The following is a 19,952-nucleotide window of genomic DNA, read 5'->3' as shown; positions in this document are numbered from 1 at the left end:
AATAAAGCATGCCTAAGTATCGTTCAGCCACCACCACCCACGGCCGTAATATGGCGGGAGCCCGCGCGCTGTGGCGCGCCACCGGAATGACCGACGCCGATTTCGGCAAGCCGATTATCGCCGTGGTGAACTCCTTCACCCAGTTCGTACCGGGCCACGTGCACCTGCGCGATCTCGGCAAACTGGTTGCCGAGCAAATCGAAGCCTCAGGCGGCGTGGCGAAAGAGTTCAACACCATTGCGGTGGATGACGGTATTGCGATGGGGCACGGGGGCATGCTGTATTCACTGCCGTCGCGCGAGCTGATCGCCGACTCGGTTGAGTACATGGTTAACGCCCACTGCGCCGATGCGATGGTCTGCATCTCCAACTGCGACAAAATCACCCCGGGGATGCTGATGGCCTCCCTGCGCCTGAACATTCCGGTGATTTTCGTCTCCGGCGGCCCGATGGAAGCGGGGAAAACCAAGCTCTCCGACAAAATCATCAAGCTCGACCTGGTCGATGCGATGATCCAGGGCGCGGACCCGAAAGTCTCTGACGAGCAGAGTGACCAGGTAGAGCGCTCCGCGTGTCCGACCTGCGGCTCCTGTTCCGGGATGTTCACCGCTAACTCCATGAACTGCCTGACCGAAGCGCTGGGCCTCTCTCAGCCGGGCAACGGCTCGCTGCTGGCGACCCACGCCGACCGTAAGCAGCTGTTCCTTAATGCCGGTAAGCGCATCGTTGAGCTGACCAAACGCTACTACGAGCAGGACGACGCCAGCGCGCTGCCGCGCAGCATCGCCAGCAAAGCCGCGTTCGAGAACGCTATGACGCTGGATATCGCGATGGGTGGCTCTACCAACACCGTTCTGCACCTGCTGGCCGCCGCGCAGGAAGCCGAAATCGACTTCACCATGAGCGACATCGACAAGCTGTCCCGTAAAGTGCCGCAGCTGTGTAAAGTCGCGCCGAGTACCCAGAAGTATCATATGGAAGACGTGCACCGTGCCGGTGGCGTCATCGGTATCCTCGGCGAGCTGGATCGCGCCGGGCTGCTGAACCGTGAAGTGAAAAACGTGCTCGGCCTGACGCTGCCGGAGTCGCTGGACCAGTACGACGTGATGCTGACCAAAGACGACGCGGTGAAAAAGATGTTCCGCGCTGGCCCTGCCGGTATTCGCACCACGCAGGCGTTCTCGCAGGATTGCCGTTGGGATACCCTGGACGATGATCGTGCCGAAGGCTGCATCCGCTCGCTGGAGCATGCCTACAGCAAAGACGGCGGTCTGGCCGTGCTGTACGGTAACTTTGCGGAAAACGGCTGCATCGTGAAAACCGCAGGCGTGGACGACAGCATCCTGAAATTCACCGGTCCGGCGAAAGTGTACGAAAGCCAGGATGAAGCGGTAGACGCGATTCTCGGCGGCAAAGTGGTGGAAGGCGACGTGGTTGTCATTCGTTACGAAGGGCCGAAAGGCGGTCCGGGCATGCAGGAGATGCTCTACCCAACCACCTTCCTGAAATCCATGGGACTCGGTAAGGCGTGTGCGTTGATCACCGACGGGCGTTTCTCCGGCGGCACCTCCGGCCTCTCCATCGGCCACGTCTCGCCGGAAGCGGCAAGCGGCGGCAACATCGCCATCATCGAAGACGGTGACCTGATCGAAATCGACATTCCGAATCGCGGCATTCAGCTCAAGCTGAGCGACCAGGAGATTGCGGCCCGCCGTGAAGCGCAGGAAGCCCGCGGCGACAAAGCCTGGACGCCAAAAGATCGCCAGCGTGAAGTCTCCTTCGCCCTGCGCGCTTACGCGAGCCTTGCCACCAGTGCGGATAAAGGCGCGGTGCGCGATAAATCTAAACTTGGGGGCTAATGATGGCCGAGTCTCAACCCTTATCCGCCGCCCCCGAGGGGGCGGAATACCTGAGAGCGGTGCTACGCGCGCCGGTCTATGAAGCCGTGCAGGTCACGCCCCTGCAGAAAATGGAAAAACTCTCTTCGCGCCTCGACAACGTTATCCTGGTCAAGCGCGAAGACCGTCAGCCGGTGCATAGCTTCAAGCTGCGCGGCGCCTACGCGATGATGGCCGGGCTGACCGACGAGCAGAAAGCGCGCGGCGTGATTACCGCGTCGGCGGGCAACCACGCGCAGGGTGTAGCTTTCTCTTCGGCCCGTTTAGGTCTGAAAGCGCTGATCGTGATGCCGGTCGCTACCGCAGACATCAAAGTCGACGCGGTCCGCGGTTTCGGCGGGGAAGTACTGCTCCACGGTGCCAATTTTGACGAAGCGAAAGCCAAAGCGATCGAGCTGGCGCAGCAGCAGGGTTTTACCTGGGTGCCGCCGTTCGACCACCCGATGGTGATTGCCGGGCAGGGCACGCTGGCGCTTGAACTGCTGCAGCAGGATGCCCATCTCGACCGCGTATTCGTCCCGGTTGGAGGCGGCGGGTTAGCCGCGGGCGTCGCTGTGCTGATCAAACAGCTGATGCCGCAGATCAAAGTCATCGCCGTTGAAGCGGAAGACTCTGCCTGCCTGAAGGCGGCGCTGGATGCCGGCCATCCGGTCGACCTGCCGCGCGTCGGGCTGTTTGCCGAGGGCGTGGCGGTGAAGCGCATTGGCGACGAAACCTTCCGCCTGTGCCAGGAATATCTCGATGATATCGTCACGGTAGACAGCGACGCGATCTGCGCGGCGATGAAGGATCTGTTCGAGGACGTGCGTGCTGTGGCGGAACCGTCCGGCGCGCTGGCGCTGGCGGGGATGAAAAAATACATCGCGCAGCACAACATTCGCGGCGAGCGGCTGGCGCACGTGCTGTCTGGTGCGAACGTGAACTTCCACGGCTTGCGCTACGTTTCCGAGCGCTGCGAGCTGGGCGAACAGCGGGAAGCGCTGCTGGCGGTGACGATTCCGGAAGAGAAGGGCAGCTTCCTCAAGTTCTGCCAGTTGCTGGGCGGTCGTTCGGTGACGGAGTTCAACTACCGCTTTGCCGATGCCAAAGACGCCTGCATTTTTGTTGGCGTGCGTCTGAGCCGTGGCGTGGAGGAGCGCAAAGAGATCCTTAGCCTGCTGCATAACGGCGGCTACAGCGTGGTCGATCTTTCTGACGACGAGATGGCGAAGCTGCACGTGCGCTACATGGTCGGCGGGCGTCCATCGAAGCCACTCCAGGAACGCCTGTTCAGCTTCGAATTCCCGGAATCGCCGGGCGCGCTGCTCAAGTTCCTGCACACGCTGGGCACGCACTGGAACATCTCTCTGTTCCACTACCGCAGCCACGGCACCGACTACGGCCGCGTGCTGGCGGCGTTCGAACTGGGCGAGCACGAGCCGGATTTCGAAACGCGGCTGAACGAGCTGGGTTATGAGTGCCACGACGAAACCCATAACCCGGCGTTCAGGTTCTTTCTGGCGGGCTAGTGGTTCGGCAATATCTTCCAGAACGCATCAATAAGCGGCTCATGCAGCCGCTTTTTTTGTGCGCACACGCCAAGCTCGAACGGTGTTTTCTCATCGCTGCGTTCCAGAATCATCACGCGATTGCGCACTGGTTCCGGGCTGTTTTCCAGCACCACTTCCGGCAGCAGCGCTACGCCGCAGCCGAGCGCCACCATTGACACCATCGCCTCATGACCGCTGACGGTAGCGTATATCGACGGATTGCTGATTTTCTGACGGCGGAACCACAGCTCGATGCGGCGACGCACCGGCCCTTGATCGGCCATGATAAACGGCACCGTGGACCAGTCCGGTTTTTCCACTGAGACCTGGTTACGTACCGGGCAGGGCAGCGCCGGGGCAATCAGTACCACCGCCAGATTCTCCAGCATCGAGAACGCCACTGCCCCCGGCAGGGTTTCGGGTTTCCCGGCGATGGCGAGATCCGCTTCGCCCGTCACCACTTTTTCCATGGCGTCGGCGGCGTCGCCGGTGGTGAGCTTAATCTCAACCGACGGATGGGCTGCGCGGAAGCGGTCGAGAATGGGTGGCAGATGGCTATAGGCGGCGGTCACGGAGCAGAAAATATGCAGTTCGCCGGAGAGCGATGGCCCCTGCTGATCGATGGCGTGCCGCAGCTGCTGGTACTGCAACAGCGTCTGCTGGGCAAAAATGCGCAGCTCTTCTCCCGCTTCCGTTAGGGTGACAGTACGGTTATCGCGTACGAACAGCGGCTGGCCGAGGTCTTCCTCAAGGCGTTGGATCTGGCGCGAAAGCGTGGAGGGGCTGACGTGCATCGCCCGGGCGCTGCGGCCAAAATGGCGGCTTTCCGCCAGGTGCAGGAACATTTTTAGATCGCGTAAATCCACCGATTCCACTCCCTCTTTTTACATTGCAAAAATTGCAATATGACGTTGTGAATATATCAATTTCCGCAATAAATTTCCTGTTGTAATGTGGGTGCATTCTCGCTGAAACGCGAACCGAACTATAAGACACACAACATCACGAGGTATCACCCATGGCTAACTACTTTAATACACTGAACTTGCGCCAGCAGCTGGCGCAGCTGGGCAAATGCCGCTTCATGGCGCGTGACGAATTTGCCGATGGCGCGAGCTACCTTCAGGGTAAAAAAGTGGTCATCGTCGGCTGTGGCGCACAGGGCCTGAACCAGGGCCTGAACATGCGTGACTCCGGTCTGGATATCTCCTACGCCCTGCGTAAAGAAGCGATTGCCGAGAAGCGCGCTTCATGGCGTAAAGCGACCGAAAACGGCTTCAAAGTGGGTACCTACGAAGAGCTGATCCCGCAGGCGGATCTGGTTGTTAACCTGACGCCAGACAAGCAGCACTCAGACGTAGTGCGCTCCGTACAGCCGCTGATGAAAGACGGCGCCGCGCTGGGCTACTCCCACGGCTTCAACATCGTTGAAGTGGGCGAGCAGATCCGTAAAGACATCACCGTAGTGATGGTGGCGCCGAAGTGCCCGGGTACGGAAGTACGCGAAGAGTACAAGCGTGGCTTCGGCGTACCGACGCTTATCGCGGTTCACCCTGAAAACGATCCGAAAGGCGAAGGCATGGCGATTGCCAAAGCGTGGGCTGCAGCGACCGGCGGCCACCGTGCGGGCGTTCTGGAATCCTCCTTCGTTGCCGAAGTGAAATCTGACCTGATGGGCGAGCAGACCATTCTGTGCGGCATGCTGCAGGCCGGTTCTCTGCTCTGCTTCGACAAGCTGGTGGAAGAAGGTACCGACCCGGCCTATGCGGAAAAACTGATTCAGTTCGGCTGGGAAACTATCACCGAAGCGCTGAAGCAGGGCGGGATTACGCTGATGATGGACCGCCTGTCCAACCCGGCCAAACTGCGCGCGTTTGCACTCTCTGAGCAGCTGAAAACCATCATGGCGCCGCTGTTCCAGAAACACATGGATGACATCATCTCCGGCGAGTTCTCTTCCGGCATGATGGCGGACTGGGCGAACGACGACAAGAAACTGCTGACCTGGCGTGAAGAGACCGGTAAAACCGCGTTCGAAACCGCGCCGCAGTATGAAGGTAAAATCGGCGAGCAGGAGTACTTCGATAAAGGCGTACTGATGATCGCGATGGTGAAAGCAGGCGTTGAGCTGGCGTTCGAAACCATGGTGGATTCTGGCATCATCGAAGAGTCTGCGTACTATGAATCTCTGCACGAGCTGCCGCTGATTGCGAACACCATCGCCCGTAAGCGTCTGTACGAAATGAACGTGGTTATCTCTGATACCGCAGAATACGGTAACTACCTGTTCTCTTACGCCTGCGTACCGCTGCTGAAAGAGTTCATGACCACCCTGCAGACGGGTGATCTGGGCAAAGCGATTGCGGAAGGTGCGGTAGACAACGCGCAGCTCCGTGACGTAAACGAAGCCATTCGCAGCCACCAGATCGAGAAAGTGGGCCACAAACTGCGTGGCTACATGACCGATATGAAACGTATCGCGGTAGCAGGTTAACACCAGGTGCGGGCTGATGCCCTCACCCCGACCCTCTCCCACGGGGAGAGGGTGCAAACATTAAAGGCCTTCTCTAAGAGAAGGCCTTGCTGTTTATTTCCGATACAGCACTTTAATGATGTGATAACCGAACTGGGTATGCAGCGGACCGGTTGGCTCCAGCACCGGGCAGGAGAAAACCACTTTATCGAACGCCGGAACCATCTGACCCTGACGGAATTCACCTAAATCGCCGCCACGCTTGCCTGACGGACAAATAGAGTGCTTCTTCGCCAGCTTGCCGAAGTCGGCACCGTTTTTAATCTGCTCCAGAAGATCCAGAGCCAGTTTCTCTTCTTTAACAAGGATATGCAGTGCTGCTGCTGTTTTTGCCATGATCGTGCCTTGAGTGGTATGGATTAGGCTCGCTATACTACCACGCTGTTATTCTCCCCTCCTGACTTTCATTGAGCGATCATTTATGCGTTTAAACCCCGGACAACAACAAGCCGTCGAATTTGTCACCGGACCGTGTCTGGTACTGGCGGGCGCAGGATCCGGTAAAACGCGCGTCATCACCAACAAGATTGCGCACCTGATCCGCGGCTGCGGCTACCAGGCGCGCCACATTGCGGCGGTCACCTTTACCAATAAAGCGGCGCGCGAGATGAAAGAGCGCGTCGGCCAGACGCTGGGGCGCAAAGAGGCGCGCGGGCTAATGATCTCCACCTTCCACACGCTGGGGCTGGATATCATCAAACGCGAGTATGCGGCGCTGGGAATGAAGTCTAATTTCTCGCTTTTTGACGATACCGACCAGGTGGCGTTGCTTAAAGAGCTTACTGAGGGGCTGATCGAAGATGATAAGGTGCTGTTGCAGCAGCTGATCTCGACGATCTCGAACTGGAAAAACGATCTGATGACCCCGGCCCAGGCCGCGGCGATCGCTAAAGGTGAACGGGATCGGATCTTCGCCCACTGCTACGGTCTGTACGATGCACATATGAAAGCGTGCAACGTGCTGGACTTTGATGACCTTATCCTGCTGCCCACGCTGCTGCTGCAGCGCAATGAAGAAGTGCGCGAGCGCTGGCAGAATAAAATCCGCTACCTGCTGGTGGATGAATATCAGGACACCAACACCAGCCAGTACGAGCTGGTGAAGCTGCTGGTGGGGCAGCGCGCGCGTTTCACCGTGGTAGGCGATGATGACCAGTCAATTTACTCCTGGCGCGGCGCGCGCCCACAAAACCTGGTGCTGTTGAGCAAAGATTTCCCCGCCCTGCAGGTGATTAAGCTGGAGCAGAACTACCGCTCCTCCGGGCGTATCCTGAAGGCAGCAAACATCCTGATTGCCAATAACCCGCACGTTTTTGAGAAGCGTCTCTTCTCCGAACTGGGCTACGGCACGGAGCTGAAAGTGCTCAGCGCCAACAATGAGGATCATGAAGCGGAGCGCGTGACGGGCGAACTCATCGCTCACCACTTCGTCAATAAAACCGAATATAAAGATTACGCTATCCTTTATCGCGGCAATCACCAGTCGCGCGTCTTTGAAAAGATGCTGATGCAGAACCGCATTCCGTACAAGATCTCGGGCGGCACCTCGTTCTTCTCGCGTCCAGAGATCAAAGATCTGCTGGCCTATCTGCGCGTGCTCACTAATCCGGATGATGACAGCGCGTTTTTGCGCATCGTGAATACACCGAAGCGAGAGATTGGACCGGCAACGCTGCAAAAGCTCGGCGAGTGGGCGATGACCCGCAATAAAAACCTGTTTACCGCCAGCTTTGATATGGGCCTGAGCCAGACGCTGACGGGGCGCGGGTATGATAATTTAACCCGCTTCACTCACTGGCTTGGCGAAGTACAGCGGCTGGCAGAGCGCGAGCCTGTGGCAGCCGTACGCGATCTGATCCACGGCATCGACTATGAATCCTGGCTGTACGAAACCTCCGCCAGCCCGAAAGCCGCTGAGATGCGGATGAAAAACGTTAACCAGCTTTTCAGCTGGATGACCGAAATGCTGGAGGGCTCTGAAATCGACGAGCCGATGACACTGACGCAGGTGGTCACTCGCTTTACCCTGCGCGATATGATGGAGCGCGGCGAGAGCGAAGAAGAGGCCGATCAGGTTCAGCTTATGACGCTACATGCGTCAAAAGGGCTTGAGTTCCCGTATGTGTATCTGGTCGGCATGGAAGAGGGACTGTTGCCGCACCAGAGCAGCATTGATGAAGATAACGTCGACGAGGAGCGCCGCCTGGCCTACGTGGGGATCACCCGTGCGCAGAAGGAGCTGACGTTCACGCTTTGTAAAGAGCGCCGCCAGTACGGTGAACTCGTCCGCCCGGAACCGAGCCGTTTCCTGCTGGAATTGCCGCAAGATGACCTGATCTGGGAACAGGAGCGCAAGGTGATTACCGCAGAAGAGCGGATGCACAAGGGGCAGGCTAACGTGGCAAACATCCGCGCCATGCTGGCAAAAGCCAAAGAGAAAGGATAATACAAGGCCGGGTAAGGCGAAGCCACCACCCGGCAATGTTCAGCGTATTACTTCACCTCGAGTACCCAGTGCACATAGCTCTGCCACTGGCACTCCTGCTCGATCATCTCTGCCCCAAGCGGGTGATTATCAATCCAGTTTTCTGGCAGCGTCAGCGTCAGCTTTTCATCATCGGCTAGCAGATTAATGGCAGGCAGCAAATCATCGCGGCGGCGGCTGGCAAACAGGATCGCCAGACGCAGCAGGCGGCACAGATGCTCGGCCACGCGCGGCGGTACGGCGTTTTGCTGATGCAAAGAGGAGAGGTCTACGGCATTGGTTTGGTTTAGCAGCAGCGTTGCCAGCAGCTTTTTCTGTGCAGGCGTGTAGCCCGGCAAATCCAGGTTGCGCACCAGATACGCTGCGTGAGCAGGTGCCTGCTTAAAATCAATGCTTAGCCCCACCTCGTGCAGCGCACAGGCGCTCAGCAATAAATCGCGGCTCAGATGATCAAGATCCCAGGCGTTAGCGACCTGGTCGGCAAAGCGTGATGCCAGTTGCGATACGCGGCCTGCCTGATCGATATCAACCAGAAAACGGCGCTGCACGTTGCGCAGAGTACGGTTGCGGATGTCCTGATCCACCGACAGATGCAGCATCCCGTAGACCAGACCTTCGCGCAGCGCGCCGCCGGCCAGGGTCATACACTGGATATTCAGTTCGGTGAATATGGCAATCAGAATGGCCAACCCGCTCGGGAAAACCAGGGCACGTTCCAGCGTCAGGCCTTCAATTTCCAGCTCTTCCAGGCGTCCGCACTGAATGGCACGCTGTTTAAGCTGCTGAAGTTTGGCAAGCGTAATTCGCTCGTCCATTCCCTGCGCCATCATGATTTCCTGCAGGGCCTGCACGGTACCTGAGGCACCCACGCAGACTTTCCAGCCGTGATAGCGCAGTTCGTCCATCACCGGGCGTAACACTTCGCGCGCGGCGTTTTCTGCCTCGTCGAAATTCTCTTTCCCCAGGTTCCGATCGGTAAAGTAGCGCTCAAGCCAGGTCACGCAGCCCATCGACAGGCTGAACAGTGACGTGGCCTGCGCGCCGGTGCCGGTGACCAGCTCGGTACTGGCACCGCCGATATCCACCACCAGGCGGCGATCGTCACCCCCGGTGGTGTGGGCAACGCCCTGGTAGATCAGGCGTGCTTCTTCTTCGCCGCTGATAACCTGAACCGGACACCCCAGAATTTCCTGCGCTTTGGCAATAAAATCTACGGCGTTAACCGCCAGTCGGAGCGTCGCTGTGGCGACGACGGTGATTTGGGCATGCGGGATATCCTGCAAACGCTCAGCAAAGAGGCGCAGACACTGCCAGCCACGTTCCATGGCTTCAGGGGAGAGGTGATTATCGCTGCTCAGGCCCGCCGCGAGGCGGACCTTGCGCTTAATGCGCGTCAGCGTTTGTATGCTTCCCGCCACCTCACGCACAACCAGCATATGAAAACTATTCGAACCGAGATCAATTGCCGCATAGAGCGAGGTGGAGCTGAGCATATTTTCTTAACCTGAACGACGACGATTACGCGGTGCGCCGCCTGAACGACGCGGACCATTGCCGGAGCGCGGGCGGGTAAGACGCTTAGGCGGCGGCAGTTCGCTTAACAGCGCTTCCGGATTGTATTTGCTCTGCGGGATAGAGTGACCGATGTAGGTCTCAATGGCTGGAAGATTCAGCGCATACTCTTCACACGCAAGGCTAATCGAGTGACCGCTTGCGCCCGCACGACCGGTACGACCGATACGGTGTACGTAGTCTTCGCAGTCGTCTGGCAGATCGTAGTTAAAGACGTGCGTCACGGCCGGAATGTGTAAACCACGTGCCGCCACGTCGGTTGCGACCAGAATATCGAGATCGCCACGGGTGAACTCTTCCAGAATACGCAGGCGTTTTTTCTGCGCCACGTCGCCGGTCAACAGGCCAACACGATGACCATCGGCAGCCAGATGGCCCCAGATGTCTTCACAGCGGTGTTTAGTGTTCGCGAAGATAATGGCGCGATCGGGCCACTCTTCTTCAATCAGCGTTTGCAGCAGACGCATTTTCTCTTCATTGGAAGGATAGAAGAGCTCTTCTTTAATGCGGTGACCCGTTTTCTGCTCAGGTTCCACTTCCACATATTCCGCATTGTTCATCTGCTCGAACGCCAGCTCGCGAACGCGGTAGGAGAGGGTTGCAGAGAACAGCATGTTCAGGCGCTGGTTGGCCGGCGGCATACGGCGGAACAGCCAGCGGATGTCTTTAATGAAGCCCAGATCGTACATACGGTCAGCTTCATCGAGCACCACAACCTGGATTGCGCCGAGGTTAATGTGATTCTGTTTGGCGTAGTCGATAAGACGGCCGGTGGTACCGATCAGGATATCCACGCCGCTTTCCAGCACTTTCAGCTGCTTATCGTAGCCGTCGCCGCCATAGGCCAGGCCAAGCTTCAGGCCGGTGGCCTGCGCCAGAGGCTCAGCGTCTGCATGGATCTGTACCGCCAGTTCTCGCGTCGGGGCCATAATTAGCGCGCGCGGCTGGTTAACTTTGCGGTCTGCAATCGCTGGGTGAGAAAGTAAATAATGGAACGTTGACGTTAAGAACGCCATCGTTTTGCCGGTACCGGTTTGCGCCTGCCCTGCAACATCGCGACCGGCCAGCGTCAGCGGCAGGGCGAGAGCCTGAATGGGCGTGCAGTTATGAAACCCTTTATTTTCAAGGGCTTCAATCACCTTCGGGTGCAGGGCGAAGTCGGAAAACTTCTGTTCTGTTAAATGTGTTTTGCTCATAGTGTGGTAGAATATCAGCTTACTATTGCTTTACGAAAGCGTATCCGGTGAAATAAAGTCAACCTTTAGTTGGTTAATGCGACATCAACACGTCGTTGGTGGAGACAAAACCAACGTACCAGGCTTATTCCTGTGGAGTTATATATGAGCGATAAAATTATTCACCTGACTGACGACAGTTTTGACACGGACGTACTTAAGGCTGACGGGCTGATCCTCGTCGATTTCTGGGCTGAATGGTGTGGTCCTTGCAAAATGATCGCCCCGATTCTGGATGAGATCGCTGACGAATATCAGGGCAAACTGACGGTTGCCAAGCTGAACATCGACCAGAACCCGGGTACCGCACCAAAATACGGTATCCGTGGCATCCCGACCCTTCTGCTGTTCAAAAACGGCGAAGTGGCGGCGACCAAAGTGGGCGCGCTGTCCAAAGGTCAGCTGAAAGAGTTCCTGGACGCTAACCTGGCGTAAGGTTTCTCCGCTGTGCGTCCAGAGCCCCCGGCTAAATGATGTGGAACTCTGGACGCCCGGCTGAAGTCGTGCTAAGTTAGCTATGACTTCGTTTTAAACATATCTGTTGTTTGAATCTTGTTTTACCCGATACTTCCCGTTGTTGACATGAACAATGCGTGAAGTGGCTAAATTCCGGGCTTGTCACTCAATCCGTCTTGTCGTTTCAGTTCTGCGTTCTTTCCCTGTGACCAGACAGCGAACAGACATGAGGTGATGGCCGCTAAACAGGCATGGATGACCCTGCCATACCATTCACAACATTAAGTTCGAGAATCACCCCGAGTTTAAGAACCCACACCATTATGAATCTTACCGAATTAAAGAATACGCCGGTTTCTGAGCTGATCACTCTCGGCGAAAATATGGGGCTGGAAAACCAGGCTCGTATGCGCAAGCAGGACATCATTTTCGCCATCCTGAAGCAGCACGCTAAGAGTGGCGAAGATATCTTTGGCGACGGTGTGCTGGAGATATTGCAAGACGGATTTGGTTTCCTCCGCTCTGCAGACAGCTCCTACCTCGCCGGCCCTGATGACATCTACGTATCCCCCAGCCAAATCCGCCGTTTCAACCTCCGCACTGGTGACACCATTTCAGGTAAGATTCGTCCTCCTAAAGAGGGTGAACGCTACTTTGCGCTGTTGAAAGTCAATGAAGTTAACTTCGATAAGCCGGAAAACTCGCGTAATAAGATCCTCTTTGAGAACTTAACGCCGCTGCACGCGAACTCTCGCCTGCGCATGGAGCGTGGTAACGGTTCTACCGAAGACTTAACCGCGCGTGTTCTGGATTTGGCATCGCCAATCGGTCGTGGCCAGCGTGGTCTGATTGTGGCGCCGCCGAAAGCGGGTAAAACCATGCTGCTGCAGAACATCGCGCAGAGCATCGCCTATAACCACCCAGACTGCGTGCTGATGGTGCTACTGATTGACGAACGTCCGGAAGAAGTAACCGAGATGCAGCGTCTGGTTAAAGGTGAAGTGGTTGCTTCTACCTTTGACGAGCCAGCATCTCGCCACGTTCAGGTTGCGGAAATGGTTATCGAGAAGGCTAAACGCCTGGTTGAGCACAAGAAAGACGTGATCATCCTGCTCGACTCTATCACCCGTCTGGCGCGCGCTTACAACACCGTGGTGCCAGCTTCCGGTAAAGTGCTGACCGGTGGTGTGGATGCTAACGCCCTGCATCGTCCGAAGCGCTTCTTCGGTGCCGCACGTAACGTGGAAGAGGGCGGCAGCCTGACCATCATCGCAACGGCGCTGATCGATACCGGTTCTAAAATGGACGAAGTGATTTACGAAGAATTTAAAGGTACAGGTAACATGGAACTGCACCTTTCTCGTAAGATCGCTGAAAAACGCGTCTTCCCGGCTATCGACTACAACCGTTCCGGTACCCGTAAAGAAGAGCTGCTCACCACGCAGGAAGAGCTGCAGAAAATGTGGATCCTGCGCAAAATCATCCATCCAATGGGTGAAATTGACGCGATGGAGTTCCTCATTAACAAACTGGCGATGACCAAAACCAACGACGACTTCTTCGACATGATGAAGCGCTCGTAACGTAAATAAAGCCAGCGAACGCCACGTTTTTACGTGGCGTTTTTCTTTTATGGACTATACGCTAGTACCAACTACTCCCAATTTTGACCGCTCAGTGCGACAATAAGACCGTTTGTACAGTCAAAGTAATAATTGTTTGAAAAATATACAAAGGGAGTTGTAGGAAGCCATCTTTATTACTTCTGAGGTAATGGCTTCATGGTTATACTTCCGGGACTAACATTTGTTGAGAGCAATCCATTGTGAATCTATTCACCGCCGTTACTGAACTGATCAGCATTTTTTTATTCACAACCTGTTTTTTGTTCATCGCGCGCAAGGTGGCAAAAAGAATAGGGTTAGTGGATAAACCCAATTTTCGTAAACGCCATCAGGGACTTATTCCTTTAGTCGGCGGGATTTCTGTATACGCAGGGATATGTTTCACGTTTGGTATTGCTGATTATTATATTCCGCATGCCGCCCTCTACATTGCCTGTGCCGGCGTCCTGGTATTAATCGGGGCCCTGGACGATCGCTTCGATATCGCGGTAAAGATACGCGCCACCGTTCAGGCGGCCATTGGCGTGATTATGATGGTAGTCGGTGGGCTGTATCTGAGAAGCCTCGGCTATGTGTTTGGCCCCTGGGAATTGGTTCTGGGTCCCTTTGGCTTTTTCCTGACGCTTTTTGCCGTCTGGGCGGCGATTAATGCTTTCAATATGGTGGATGGTATCGACGGTCTGCTCGGTGGATTGTCTTCCGTATCGTTTGCTGCCATCGGCATTATTTTGTGGTTTGATGGTCAGTACAGCCTGGCAATGTGGTGTTTTGCCATGATTGCCGCCATCCTGCCTTATATCCTCTTAAACCTTGGCGCGCTGGGTCGTCGCTATAAAGTGTTTATGGGGGATGCGGGTAGTACGCTAATCGGTTTTACCGTTATCTGGATTTTGCTGGAAACCACACAAGGTCAAACTCACCCAATCAGTCCGGTAACCGCCCTGTGGATTATCGCCATTCCGCTAATGGATATGGTGGCGATTATGTACCGCCGTCTGCGTAAGGGGATGAGTCCTTTCTCTCCCGATCGTCAGCATATTCATCACCTCATCATGCGTGCCGGTTTTACTTCACGTCAGGCGTTTGTCCTGATTACTCTTGCCGCCGCTATTCTGGCCGCGATCGGAGTAGCTGCAGAATATTCTCATGTTATTCCTGAGTGGGTAATGTTGGTATTATTCTTGCTAGCATTTTTCCTGTACGGCTACTGCATTAAGCGCGCATGGAAGGTGGCACGATTCATTAAACGTCTTAAACGCAGGATGCGTCGTAACAGTGGCAAAAACACAACATTAACTAAGTAAAACCGGGACTATGATGACTCAACCGTTGGCGGGAGCGAAATCAGTGGTAACTGAGAATGAACTGGATATTCGGGGTTTGTTTCGCGTGTTATGGGCAGGCAAACTTTGGATTGCGGGGATGGCGGTGGGGTTCGCACTGTTAGCGCTGGCTTATACATTCTTTGCAAAACAGGAGTGGAGCGCCACGGCAATCACGGACAGACCAACGGTTAACATGCTCGGGGGGTACTATTCCCAGCAGCAATTCCTGCGAAACCTGGATCTTAAAGCCAGCCTTGCCACGCCAGACCAGGCCTCCGTTATGGATGAAGCCTACAAAGAGTTTGTGATGCAGCTGGCCTCGTGGGATACGCGCCGGGATTTCTGGTCCCAGACGGATTACTACAAGCAGCGTCGGGTTGATAACACCAAAGCCGATGCCGCGCTGCTGGACGATCTGATTAACAATGTTCAGTTTTTGCCGGGCGACGCGCTGCGTAACGTCAACGACAGCGTTAAGCTGATTGCCGAAACCGCGCCGGACGCCAACAATCTGTTGCGCCAGTACGTCGCGTTTGCCAGCCAGCGTGCCGCAAGCCATCTCAATGAAGAGCTCAAAGGTGCCTGGGCAGCCCGCACTATCCAGATGAAGGCGCAGGTCAAACGTCAGGAAGAGGTGGCAAACGCTATTTTTGCGCGCCGCGTCCATAACATTCAGCAGGCGCTGAAAATTGCGGAACAGCACAACATTTCCCGCACTGAGACGAACGTTCCGGCTGATGAATTACCTGATTCTGAAATGTTCCTTCTTGGTCGCCCAATGCTGCAGGCGCGTCTGGAAAATCTGCAGGCCGTTGGGCCTGATTTTGACCTCGACTACGATCAAAATCGCGCGATGCTTAATACGCTTAATGTCGGCCCCTCCCTGGATCCGCGTTTTCAGACCTATCGTTATTTGAGAACGCCTGAAGAACCTGTAAAACGCGATAGTCCGCGTCGTGCATTCCTGATGATCATGTGGGGGATTGTGGGCGCATTGACGGGCGCTGGCGTGGCGTTAACGCGTCGTCGCACAAACTAAGATCGCCGTCTACGATGAAGGCTATGGCCTTCATCGCCTAATCGAAGAGAATCGATGTGAAAGTACTTACCGTATTTGGCACCAGGCCGGAGGCCATTAAGATGGCGCCTCTGGTTCATGCGCTGGCCAGCGATCCTGATATTGAAGCGAAGGTCTGCGTCACGGCCCAGCACCGTGAGATGCTCGATCAGGTCCTAACCCTCTTTTCCATCGTCCCGGATTACGACCTCAATATTATGAAGCCGGGACAAGGGTTGACGGAAATAACCTGCCGCATTCTGCAAGAGCTCAAGCCTATCCTGGAGTCATTCAAGCCCGACGTCGTGCTGGTGCACGGCGATACCACGACGACGATGGCAACAAGCCTGGCCGCGTTTTACCAGCGTATTCCCGTCGGTCATGTTGAAGCGGGCCTGCGCACCGGCAATCTTTATTCTCCATGGCCGGAAGAGGCTAACCGTACGCTCACTGGCCATCTTGCGATGTACCACTTTGCGCCAACCGAGAACTCTCGCCAGAATCTGCTGCGTGAAAATGTCGCCGATAACAACATTTTTGTGACCGGCAATACGGTCATTGATGCGTTGATTTGGGTACGCGATCGCGTGCTGGCAAACGGCGAGCTGCAGAAAGAGCTCGCTGCCCGCTATCCGTTCCTGAATAACGGCAAAAAAACCATTCTGGTCACTGGCCACCGTCGCGAAAGCTTTGGACGGGGTTTTGAGCAAATCTGTCACGCGCTGGCTGAAATCGCCGCGCAGAACGACGATGTGCAAATTGTCTATCCGGTACACCTTAACCCTAACGTCAGCGAGCCGGTCAACCGCATCCTGGGCCACGTCGAAAACGTCCTGCTGATTGAACCGCAGGACTACATGCCGTTTGTCTGGCTGATGAACCACGCCTGGCTGATCCTCACCGATTCGGGTGGGATTCAGGAAGAAGCGCCCTCTCTTGGCAAGCCGGTACTGGTGATGCGTGAAACCACTGAACGTCCGGAAGCGGTTAAAGCCGGGACGGTGCGTCTGGTCGGCACCAACGCACAGCTCATCGTCGAAGAGGTCACTCGCCTTCTGCACGACGATGAAGCGTATCAGGCGATGAGCCGGGCCCACAATCCGTATGGAGACGGGCAGGCTTGTGGCCGTATTTTGCATGCACTTAAACACAATCGGGTATCGCTATGAGTTTTACTACTATCTCTGTCATTGGCCTTGGCTATATTGGCCTGCCCACGGCGGCGGCATTCGCCTCCCGTCAAAAACAGGTTGTCGGTGTGGATATCAACGCACGGGCGGTAGAAACCATTAATCGTGGCGAAATTCATATTGTAGAGCCCGATCTTGACCGAGTCGTGAAAGAGGCGGTTGATGGCGGCTTCCTGCGCGCCAGCACGACGCCAGTGGAAGCGGATGCCTACCTGATTGCCGTTCCAACGCCCTTTAAAGGCGACCACGAGCCCGATATGGTCTATGTCGAGGCGGCGGCAAAATCCATTGCCCCCGTGCTGAAGAAAGGCGCGCTGGTGATTCTGGAGTCAACCTCTCCGGTGGGGGCCACCGAGCAGATGGCACAGTGGCTTGCAGAAGCGCGTCCTGATTTACGCTTCCCGCAACAGGCTGGCGAGCAGGCGGATATCAACATCGCCTACTGCCCGGAGCGCGTGCTGCCGGGGCAGGTGATGGTCGAACTGATTAAAAACGACCGCGTCATTGGCGGCATGACGCCGGTCTGTTCTGAACGCGCCAGCGCGCTGTACAAGATTTTCCTGGAAGGCGAATGTGTAGTGACCAACTCCCGCACAGCCGAGATGTGCAAGCTGACTGAAAACAGCTTCCGTGACGTTAACATCGCCTTTGCTAACGAACTGTCGCTTATTTGCGCCGATCAGGGGATTAACGTTTGGGAGTTAATCCGCCTGGCGAATCGCCATCCGCGCGTCAACATTCTCCAGCCTGGCCCGGGGGTGGGCGGCCACTGTATCGCCGTCGACCCGTGGTTTATCGTGGCGCAGAACCCGGCGCAGGCGCGTCTGATTCGCACCGCGCGAGAAGTGAACGACAGCAAACCTCACTGGGTGCTCAACCAGGTTAAAGCGACGGTAGCGGACTGTCTGGCAGAGAGCGGTAAGCGCGCCAGCGAGCTGAAAATTGCCTGCTTTGGTCTGGCATTTAAACCCAACATTGATGATCTGCGCGAAAGCCCGGCGATGGAAATTGCCGAGATGATTGCCGAATGGCATAAGGGCGAAACGCTGGTGGTCGAGCCAAATGTTCATGAACTGCCGGCAAAACTGGCGGGGCATTGCACGCTGACGGCGCTCGATGACGCGCTGGCGACGGCGGACGTGCTGGTGCTGCTGGTGGATCATAAAGAGTTTAAAGCGACGTCCGGTGATGCCGTACGTCAGCAGTATGTGGTTGATACGAAAGGCGTCTGGCGTTGAGTGAACTTCACGGGGTGCTTGAATCCCTTGAGTGGGAAAGCACATTTTTTGCCCGCCCCTCGGCGATAGTCCGCTTGTGCGAAAATGCGCCCGCCCTGCAGGAAGTAGACTTCAGCGTCTGGCAGCGCGTGCAGGCTAAGATCCCGGCGGACCGTGCCGACCTGCTTGACGCGCTCCAGCAGCGTGGTTTTCAGCTGGTTGAGGGTGAGGTAGACCTTTCCATTGCCCTTACCCGGCACGATGTGTCCGGCGCGGAAATTGCAACGGAACAGGACATTCCTGTGCTGCGCCAGATGGCGGCTCAGGCGTTTGCGCAGAGCCGCTTTCGCACGCCCTGGTATGCCCCTGACGATAGCGGACGTTTCTATGCCCAGTGGGTAGAGAATGCGGTCAAAGGCACCTTTGACCACGTCTGCCTGGTTTTCCGTACAGCGAACGGTCAGATTCAGGGATTTGTCTCGCTGCGCAAGCTCAACGCGCGTGAGGCGCGTATTGGCTTATTAGCCGGGCGCGGCATGGGTGAGAAACTCATGCAGGCGGCGCTGCACTGGGCGCAGCAGCAGCAGGTTGAGACGCTGCGGGTGGCGACCCAGGTGGGCAATACCGCCGCGCTTAAACGTTATATTGCGAGTGGTGCCAACATCGACGCCACCGCCTACTGGTTATACAGGTGACAAGATGATTCCATTTAACGCACCACCCGTCGTGGGAACCGAGCTCGACTATATGCAGTCTGCCATGGGCAGCGGCAAACTCTGCGGTGACGGCGGTTTTACCCGTCGCTGTCAGCAGTGGATGGAGCAGCGTTTTCGCAGCGCTAAGGTGCTGCTGACCCCGTCCTGCACGGCATCGCTGGAAATGGCGGCCCTGTTGCTGGATATCCAGCCCGGTGATGAAGTGATCATGCCGAGCTATACCTTCGTCTCCACGGCAAACGCCTTTGTCCTGCGCGGGGCGAAAATCGTCTTTGTGGATATCCGCCCGGACACCATGAACATTGATGAGACGCTGATTGAAGCGGCGATCACCGATAAAACGCGCGCGATTGTGCCGGTTCACTACGCGGGCGTGGCCTGTGAAATGGACACCATCATGGCGATCGCCAAAAAGCACAACCTGTTTGTGGTTGAAGATGCCGCGCAGGGCGTGATGTCCACCTACAAGGGGCGCGCGCTGGGCACGATCGGCCACATTGGCTGCTTCAGCTTCCACGAAACGAAAAACTACACCGCTGGCGGTGAGGGCGGTGCGACGCTGATTAATGATCGTGCCCTGGTTGAGCGTGCGGAAGTGATCCGCGAAAAAGGCACCAACCGCAGTCAGTTCTTCCGCGGTCAGGTTGATAAGTACACCTGGCGCGATATCGGCTCCAGCTATCTGATGGCGGATCTGCAGGCGGCATACCTGTGGGCGCAGCTGGAAGCGGCTGAGCGGATTAATCTCCAGCGCCTGTCCCTGTGGCAAACCTATTACGACGCGCTGGAGCCTCTGGCCAAAGCCGGGCGTATTGAGTTGCCAACCATTCCGGCCGATTGCGTCCATAATGCCCACATGTTCTACATCAAGCTGCGCGATAACGACGATCGCAGCCAGCTCATCGCCTGGCTGAAAGAGGCCGAAATTATGGCGGTGTTCCACTATATCCCGCTGCACTCCAGCCCGGCCGGAGAAGCATTTGGCACGTTCGCGGGTGAAGATCGTTACACTACTAAAGAAAGTGAGCGTTTGCTTCGCTTGCCGCTGTTCTACAACCTCGCACCAGTTAACCAGCGTACGGTGATCAATACCCTTCTGAGCTATTTCAGCTGA

General features: G+C 56.3%; 16 protein-coding genes. 12 read left to right on the top strand and 4 right to left on the bottom strand.

The window, feature by feature from the left end; genetic code table 11:
- The first annotated feature begins 8 nt into the window (after positions 1 to 8).
- Both ilvD and ilvA read left to right on the top strand, forming a co-directional pair.
- Positions 9 to 1,859 (top strand): dihydroxy-acid dehydratase, encoded by a 1,851-nt coding sequence (gene ilvD, locus HBM95_22145; GenBank protein NIH45603.1) that lies wholly within the window; start codon positions 9 to 11, stop codon positions 1,857 to 1,859.
- 2 nt (positions 1,860 to 1,861) lie between these two features.
- Positions 1,862 to 3,406 carry a threonine ammonia-lyase, biosynthetic gene (gene ilvA / locus HBM95_22140; protein NIH45602.1) on the top strand — a complete coding sequence of 515 codons (1,545 nt, stop codon included), beginning with the start codon at positions 1,862 to 1,864 and terminating at the stop codon, positions 3,404 to 3,406.
- Here ilvA and ilvY read toward each other — a convergent pair.
- Positions 3,403 to 4,293, bottom strand: a complete 891-nt coding sequence (gene ilvY / locus HBM95_22135; GenBank protein NIH45601.1) for an HTH-type transcriptional activator IlvY — start codon at positions 4,291 to 4,293, stop codon at positions 3,403 to 3,405. The two genes, ilvA and ilvY, sit on opposite strands and share 4 nt — an antisense overlap.
- Positions 4,294 to 4,445: 152 nt before the next feature.
- On the opposite strand from ilvY, the gene ilvC reads away from it, so the two are divergent.
- A complete protein-coding gene (gene ilvC, locus HBM95_22130) occupies positions 4,446 to 5,921 on the top strand; it encodes a ketol-acid reductoisomerase (GenBank protein NIH45600.1) in 1,476 nt (491 codons plus the stop codon).
- 93 nt (positions 5,922 to 6,014) lie between these two features.
- Here the strand turns inward: ilvC and ppiC are convergent, their stop codons facing one another.
- A complete protein-coding gene (gene ppiC / locus HBM95_22125) occupies positions 6,015 to 6,296 on the bottom strand; it encodes a peptidylprolyl isomerase PpiC (protein NIH45599.1) in 282 nt (93 codons plus the stop codon).
- Positions 6,297 to 6,381: 85 nt separating this feature from the next.
- Here ppiC and rep point away from each other — a divergent pair, with 85 nt between their 5' ends.
- A complete protein-coding gene (rep, locus tag HBM95_22120; GenBank protein NIH45598.1) occupies positions 6,382 to 8,406 on the top strand; it encodes a DNA helicase Rep in 2,025 nt (674 codons plus the stop codon).
- 47 nt (positions 8,407 to 8,453) lie between these two features.
- On the opposite strand, the gene gppA is transcribed toward rep, so the two are convergent.
- Together gppA and rhlB are read right to left on the bottom strand one after the other, a co-directional pair.
- The gene (gene gppA, locus HBM95_22115; GenBank protein ID NIH45597.1) at positions 8,454 to 9,938 is read right to left on the bottom strand and encodes a guanosine-5'-triphosphate,3'-diphosphate diphosphatase; all 1,485 of its coding nucleotides are present in this window, start codon (positions 9,936 to 9,938) and stop codon (positions 8,454 to 8,456) included.
- A gap of 6 nt (positions 9,939 to 9,944) precedes the next feature.
- The gene (gene rhlB / locus HBM95_22110) at positions 9,945 to 11,213 is read right to left on the bottom strand and encodes an ATP-dependent RNA helicase RhlB (protein NIH45596.1); all 1,269 of its coding nucleotides are present in this window, start codon (positions 11,211 to 11,213) and stop codon (positions 9,945 to 9,947) included.
- A 144-nt stretch (positions 11,214 to 11,357) separates the two neighbouring features.
- On the opposite strand from rhlB, the gene trxA reads away from it, so the two are divergent.
- The 8 genes from trxA to rffA all read left to right on the top strand — a co-directional run bounded on the left by trxA (position 11,358) and on the right by rffA (position 19,952).
- On the top strand, positions 11,358 to 11,687 hold the full coding sequence (gene trxA / locus HBM95_22105) for a thioredoxin TrxA (GenBank protein NIH45595.1): 330 nt from the start codon (positions 11,358 to 11,360) through the stop codon (positions 11,685 to 11,687).
- A gap of 344 nt (positions 11,688 to 12,031) precedes the next feature.
- Entirely contained in the window at positions 12,032 to 13,291 is a 1,260-nt protein-coding gene (gene rho / locus HBM95_22100) for a transcription termination factor Rho (GenBank protein NIH45594.1), read from the top strand.
- Between the two features lie 242 nt (positions 13,292 to 13,533).
- On the top strand, positions 13,534 to 14,637 hold the full coding sequence (wecA, locus tag HBM95_22095; protein NIH45593.1) for a UDP-N-acetylglucosamine--undecaprenyl-phosphate N-acetylglucosaminephosphotransferase: 1,104 nt from the start codon (positions 13,534 to 13,536) through the stop codon (positions 14,635 to 14,637).
- A gap of 13 nt (positions 14,638 to 14,650) precedes the next feature.
- Positions 14,651 to 15,697 carry an ECA polysaccharide chain length modulation protein gene (gene wzzE, locus HBM95_22090; GenBank protein ID NIH45592.1) on the top strand — a complete coding sequence of 349 codons (1,047 nt, stop codon included), beginning with the start codon at positions 14,651 to 14,653 and terminating at the stop codon, positions 15,695 to 15,697.
- A gap of 56 nt (positions 15,698 to 15,753) precedes the next feature.
- Complete coding sequence (gene wecB, locus HBM95_22085; GenBank protein NIH45591.1) at positions 15,754 to 16,884, top strand: UDP-N-acetylglucosamine 2-epimerase (non-hydrolyzing); 1,131 nt, start codon at positions 15,754 to 15,756, stop codon at positions 16,882 to 16,884.
- Positions 16,881 to 18,143 carry a UDP-N-acetyl-D-mannosamine dehydrogenase gene (wecC, locus tag HBM95_22080; protein NIH45590.1) on the top strand — a complete coding sequence of 421 codons (1,263 nt, stop codon included), beginning with the start codon at positions 16,881 to 16,883 and terminating at the stop codon, positions 18,141 to 18,143. The genes wecB and wecC overlap by 4 nt, the downstream gene beginning before the upstream one ends.
- The gene (gene rffC, locus HBM95_22075; GenBank protein ID NIH45589.1) at positions 18,140 to 18,817 is read left to right on the top strand and encodes a dTDP-4-amino-4,6-dideoxy-D-galactose acyltransferase; all 678 of its coding nucleotides are present in this window, start codon (positions 18,140 to 18,142) and stop codon (positions 18,815 to 18,817) included. The genes wecC and rffC overlap by 4 nt, the downstream gene beginning before the upstream one ends.
- 4 nt (positions 18,818 to 18,821) lie before the next feature.
- On the top strand, positions 18,822 to 19,952 hold the full coding sequence (gene rffA / locus HBM95_22070) for a dTDP-4-amino-4,6-dideoxygalactose transaminase (protein NIH45588.1): 1,131 nt from the start codon (positions 18,822 to 18,824) through the stop codon (positions 19,950 to 19,952).

The sequence above is a fragment of the Enterobacter asburiae genome (assembly GCA_011754535.1).
Classification (GTDB): domain Bacteria; phylum Pseudomonadota; class Gammaproteobacteria; order Enterobacterales; family Enterobacteriaceae; genus Enterobacter; species Enterobacter cloacae_N.
Note: the sequence above shows the minus strand (reverse complement) of the source record. Positions and strands in the feature narration are given on the sequence as shown.

Excerpts from the sequence above, each read along its gene's own strand:
- ilvD (NIH45603.1), top strand. The coding sequence starts at position 9 with ATGCCTAAGTATCGTTCAGCCACCACCACCCACGGCCGTAATATGGCG.
- trxA (NIH45595.1), top strand. The coding sequence starts at position 11,358 with ATGAGCGATAAAATTATTCACCTGACTGACGACAGTTTTGACACGGAC.
- ilvA (NIH45602.1), top strand. The coding sequence starts at position 1,862 with ATGGCCGAGTCTCAACCCTTATCCGCCGCCCCCGAGGGGGCGGAATAC.
- gppA (NIH45597.1), bottom strand. The coding sequence starts at position 9,938 with ATGCTCAGCTCCACCTCGCTCTATGCGGCAATTGATCTCGGTTCGAAT.
- wecC (NIH45590.1), top strand. The coding sequence starts at position 16,881 with ATGAGTTTTACTACTATCTCTGTCATTGGCCTTGGCTATATTGGCCTG.
- rffA (NIH45588.1), top strand. The coding sequence starts at position 18,822 with ATGATTCCATTTAACGCACCACCCGTCGTGGGAACCGAGCTCGACTAT.
- rhlB (NIH45596.1), bottom strand. The coding sequence starts at position 11,213 with ATGAGCAAAACACATTTAACAGAACAGAAGTTTTCCGACTTCGCCCTG.
- ppiC (NIH45599.1), bottom strand. The coding sequence starts at position 6,296 with ATGGCAAAAACAGCAGCAGCACTGCATATCCTTGTTAAAGAAGAGAAA.
- rho (NIH45594.1), top strand. The coding sequence starts at position 12,032 with ATGAATCTTACCGAATTAAAGAATACGCCGGTTTCTGAGCTGATCACT.
- wzzE (NIH45592.1), top strand. The coding sequence starts at position 14,651 with ATGACTCAACCGTTGGCGGGAGCGAAATCAGTGGTAACTGAGAATGAA.
- ilvC (NIH45600.1), top strand. The coding sequence starts at position 4,446 with ATGGCTAACTACTTTAATACACTGAACTTGCGCCAGCAGCTGGCGCAG.
- rep (NIH45598.1), top strand. The coding sequence starts at position 6,382 with ATGCGTTTAAACCCCGGACAACAACAAGCCGTCGAATTTGTCACCGGA.